Annotated in this window: 4 protein-coding genes; 1 reads left to right on the top strand and 3 read right to left on the bottom strand. The window is 73.6% G+C overall.

Features of this window, described 5'->3' with window-relative positions:
- Positions 1-1465 (top strand): N-acetylmuramoyl-L-alanine amidase (locus B7767_RS33725; protein ID WP_256923662.1); only part of this gene is annotated, 1465 nt, incomplete at its 5' end.
- A gap of 55 nt (positions 1466-1520) precedes the next feature.
- Here the strand turns inward: B7767_RS33725 and B7767_RS33720 are convergent.
- The 3 genes from B7767_RS33720 to B7767_RS33710 form a co-directional block, all read right to left on the bottom strand.
- A complete protein-coding gene (locus tag B7767_RS33720; protein WP_085575422.1) occupies positions 1521-2018 on the bottom strand; it encodes a hypothetical protein in 498 nt (165 codons plus the stop codon).
- A gap of 57 nt (positions 2019-2075) precedes the next feature.
- A complete protein-coding gene (locus B7767_RS33715; protein WP_085575421.1) occupies positions 2076-2681 on the bottom strand; it encodes an ABATE domain-containing protein in 606 nt (201 codons plus the stop codon).
- Between the two features lie 193 nt (positions 2682-2874).
- A partial coding sequence (locus tag B7767_RS33710; protein ID WP_107486481.1) for a universal stress protein occupies positions 2875-3508 on the bottom strand: 634 nt, incomplete at its 5' end.

Here is a 3508-nt window from a genome sequence, read left to right as displayed (position 1 = left end):
GGGCGGCGCCGCCCTGCTGGCCGAGGCCCAGCGCCGGCTGGGCGGGCCCGGGAGCGAGGACCCGGCCGACTGGTACGCGGCGGTCGCCCTCTTCTCCGGCGCCGACGACACCGCGTCGGCGGTGGCGTACGCGAACGACGTGTACGAGGTGATCCGCGCCGGCGAGGAACGCGTCACCGACGCCGGACAGCAGGTCGTCCTGACCGCCCGCCCCGGCCTCGCGCCCGACACCGCGGCACTGGAGCGCGCCGGGCTGCGCACCGCCTCCGCCGCCGGCACGGAGTGCCCGAGGACGGTGTCCTGCGAGTGGATCCCGGCACCGTACGAGGAGTTCGGCGACGGCGACTACGGCAACCACGACCTGGGGAACCGGCCCGCCTCGCAGCGCATCCGGTACATCGTCGTCCATGACACGGAGGGCGCCTGGGAGGGCGTACTCGACATGGTGCAGAACCCCACCTATGTGTCCTGGCAATACAGTCTGCGCTCCACGGACGGTCACATCGCCCAGCATGTGAAGGCGAAGGACGTGGCCTGGCACGCGGGCAACTGGTACGTCAACGCGGGGTCGATCGGACTGGAGCACGAGGGCTTCCTGGCGGACCCCGACGCCTGGTACACCGAGGCGATGTACCGGTCCTCGGCCCGGCTGGTGAAGTACCTCGCCGAGAAGTACGACATCCCGCTGGACCGGCAGCACATCCTCGGCCACGACACGGTGCCGGGGACGACCACCGCCACCATCCCCGGCATGCACACCGACCCCGGACCGTACTGGGACTGGCGGCACTACTTCGAACTGCTGGGCAAGCCCCTGAAGGCCACGGCCGGCAAGCACGCGGGGATCGTCACGATCCGGCCCGACTACGCCGCCAACCGACCGGGCTTCACGGGCTGCGAGACCGTGGGCGAGCCGTGCGCCGCCCACGGGTCGAGCGCGGTGCGGCTGTACTCCGACCACGACGAGGACTCCCCGCTGATCAGGGACATCGGCCTCGGCTCCGCCCCGACCACCGGGGTGAACGACCTGTCCTCGCGGGTCTCCACCGGCCAGAGTTACGCGGTCGCCGACCGCTGGGGCGACTGGACCGCCATCTGGTACCTCGGTCAGAAGGCCTGGTTCGAGAACCCGGGGAAGCACCCCACCGCGGTGCCCGCGAAGGGCGAGGTCGTCACCCCCAGGGAGGGCCTCGACTCGGTGCCGGTGTACGGGAGGGCGTACCCGGAGAAGGCGGCCTACCCGGAGGGCGTGCCGGCCCAGGCGGTGTCGCCGCTGCCGTACACGGTGCTCAAGGGCCAGAAGTACGTGACCGGGGGCAAGGTGCCCGGCGAGTACTACTACGCGGTGACCTTCGACGAGGCGTCCCACCAGGTGGTGCGGGGCGAGGACCTGTACTACGAGATCCAGTTCGGCCACCGGGTCGGGTTCGTCCGGGCGGCGGACGTGACGGTGACGTCGTCGTAGCGGCGCGGGGGACGTAGCGGGAGGGCCGGGTTCCCGCGGAACCCGGCCCCTTGTGTCAGCCCTGCTGGAACAGCTCCGCGGGAAGCGGCTTGAGGAGGGCGTACAGGTCGTCGGTGATGGGGCGGTCCCAGGCGGCGATGGTCACCAGGACGTTGTCGCTGCGGTCGAACTGCACGCAGGAGATCCGGCCCTCGGAGAGCTTGACCCGGCGCACGATCAGCAGGTTGTCGCCCTGCATCACCGGCACGTCCTCGGTGCCGACGACGGTGATCTCCTCGTCGTTCTCCAGCGCCAGCAGCAGTTGCCCGACCTCGAAGGGGACCTCGCCCTCCGGGACGTCCCGGGCCGGGGAGCCCTCGGGCAGGTTGCCGATGATCATCGCGGGGCCGCGGCCGCCGAACAGGTCGTAACGCAGGAAGACGCCCTGGCAGCTTCCGTCGGGGGCGGGCAGCAGTCCGGCGCCCAGATTGCCGGGCCAGTCGCCCGGGTCCATGGCCAGAACGTCGAATTCGGGCCCGGCGGGCGTGGCACTGCGGCGGCGGAGGAACGACATGCCGCCATGGTACGTGCCCGGACCCGCGTATGGACGGTCGGGCGACGCCCGCCTCCGCTACCCGGACCGCCGGTGCCGTTCGTGGTGGCGGGCCACCCGGGCGCGGTTGCCGCAGGAGGGCTTGCACCACTCCTGACGCGGGTGTTCCTTCAGGAAGTAGCGCACACAGCGGGGGGCGTGGCAGGCCCGGAGGCGTTCACGGTCGGGACCGGCGAGGAAGGCGATCGCGGCCTGGGCGAGGACGGCGGTCAGGTCGGACCCGCCGTCCGGGACGGGCCGCCGGCGGACGAGAGGGCCGTACCCGTCGGACCACTCCAGGACGGGGACGGTGGGGGTGCGGGCAGCGGCGTCGTTCAGCTTGCGCAGGGCCTCGGGGGCGGGCAGGAGGCGGGTCGCGTCCGCGGGGCTCGGTTCGGCCGGACGGACCGCGTGCGCGAACAGGGCGCGGACGGCGGCGCGCAGGTCGCGGACATCGGCGAGGTCACCGGCGCCGGCGACATAGCCTTCCGCGCCGGTCAGCGCCTCCGGGTGCGCCCGCACCCAGTCGGTGAGCCCGGCGGGCCCGGCGAGGTCGTCGGCGACTCCACCGTCGCCGTCGTGCCGGACGGTGAGGGCGAGGTCCAGGACGAGGTGGGCGTCGCTGGTGGTGGTCGAGTCCCGCATGTCGCTAACGATAGGGGAGTCCGCTGCCATTAGTGCCGGGAGCCGCACTCGGGCGGGGGTGCGCGGCTCGGCGCGTTGCGAGGTTCCTCCCGGCTCCTCCCCCGCTCCCGGCTTCGCTCGGGCCGGGGGCCCATCGCCCTGAAGGCACCCCCCAGGCCCTTGAGACACTGGAGGGAGGCACGACCGCCCGCGGCTACGCGGGTGGGGGAATCACCGCGACCGGGCTCACCGCGTGCAGCAGCACCGCCTGTGTCACCGACCCCGTCATGCGGGCCGGCGCCAGCAGCCGACGGCGATGACGGCCCACGACGACCAGTTCGGCGTCCCTCGACGCGTCGACCAGACGACCGGCCGCGTCCCCGGGCAGCACGTCGATCCCGGCGGCGACCTCGGGATGCCGCTCCCGGTGCGGGGCGAGGAAGCCGTCGGCGAGAAGGCGGGTCTCGTGCTCGACGGCGTCCTGGTCGACCTGCGGCGGAGGCACCTCCCCGGGCAGCATCCACGTCTGCAGCGGCCACGGATAAGCGGCGAGGACCCGCAGCCGGGCACCGCGCAGCGCCGCCTCCGCGAAGGCGAAGGCGAGCGTGGTCTCGTCGGGGCTGTCGGCGTTCAGCCCGACCACCACGGGCCGGCCGGTCCCGGCCTGCACCCCCTCCTCGTCCCCGCCCCCGCGCCCGGGCCGGGGCACGACGACGACCGGGCACTCGGCGTCACGTGCCGCGGCCAGGGAGTTGGACCCGAGCAACAGGCTGGCGAAGCCCCCGCGGCCCCGGGAGCCGAGCACCAGCAGCCGGGCCGTGGCCCCCGCTTCGGGCAGCAGCGCGCCC

Source organism: Streptomyces sp. 13-12-16, assembly GCF_002114215.1.
In the GTDB taxonomy this organism is placed as follows: domain Bacteria; phylum Actinomycetota; class Actinomycetes; order Streptomycetales; family Streptomycetaceae; genus Streptomyces.
The sequence above is the reverse complement of the archived record's forward strand: the minus strand, read 5'-3'. Positions and strand labels throughout refer to the sequence as shown.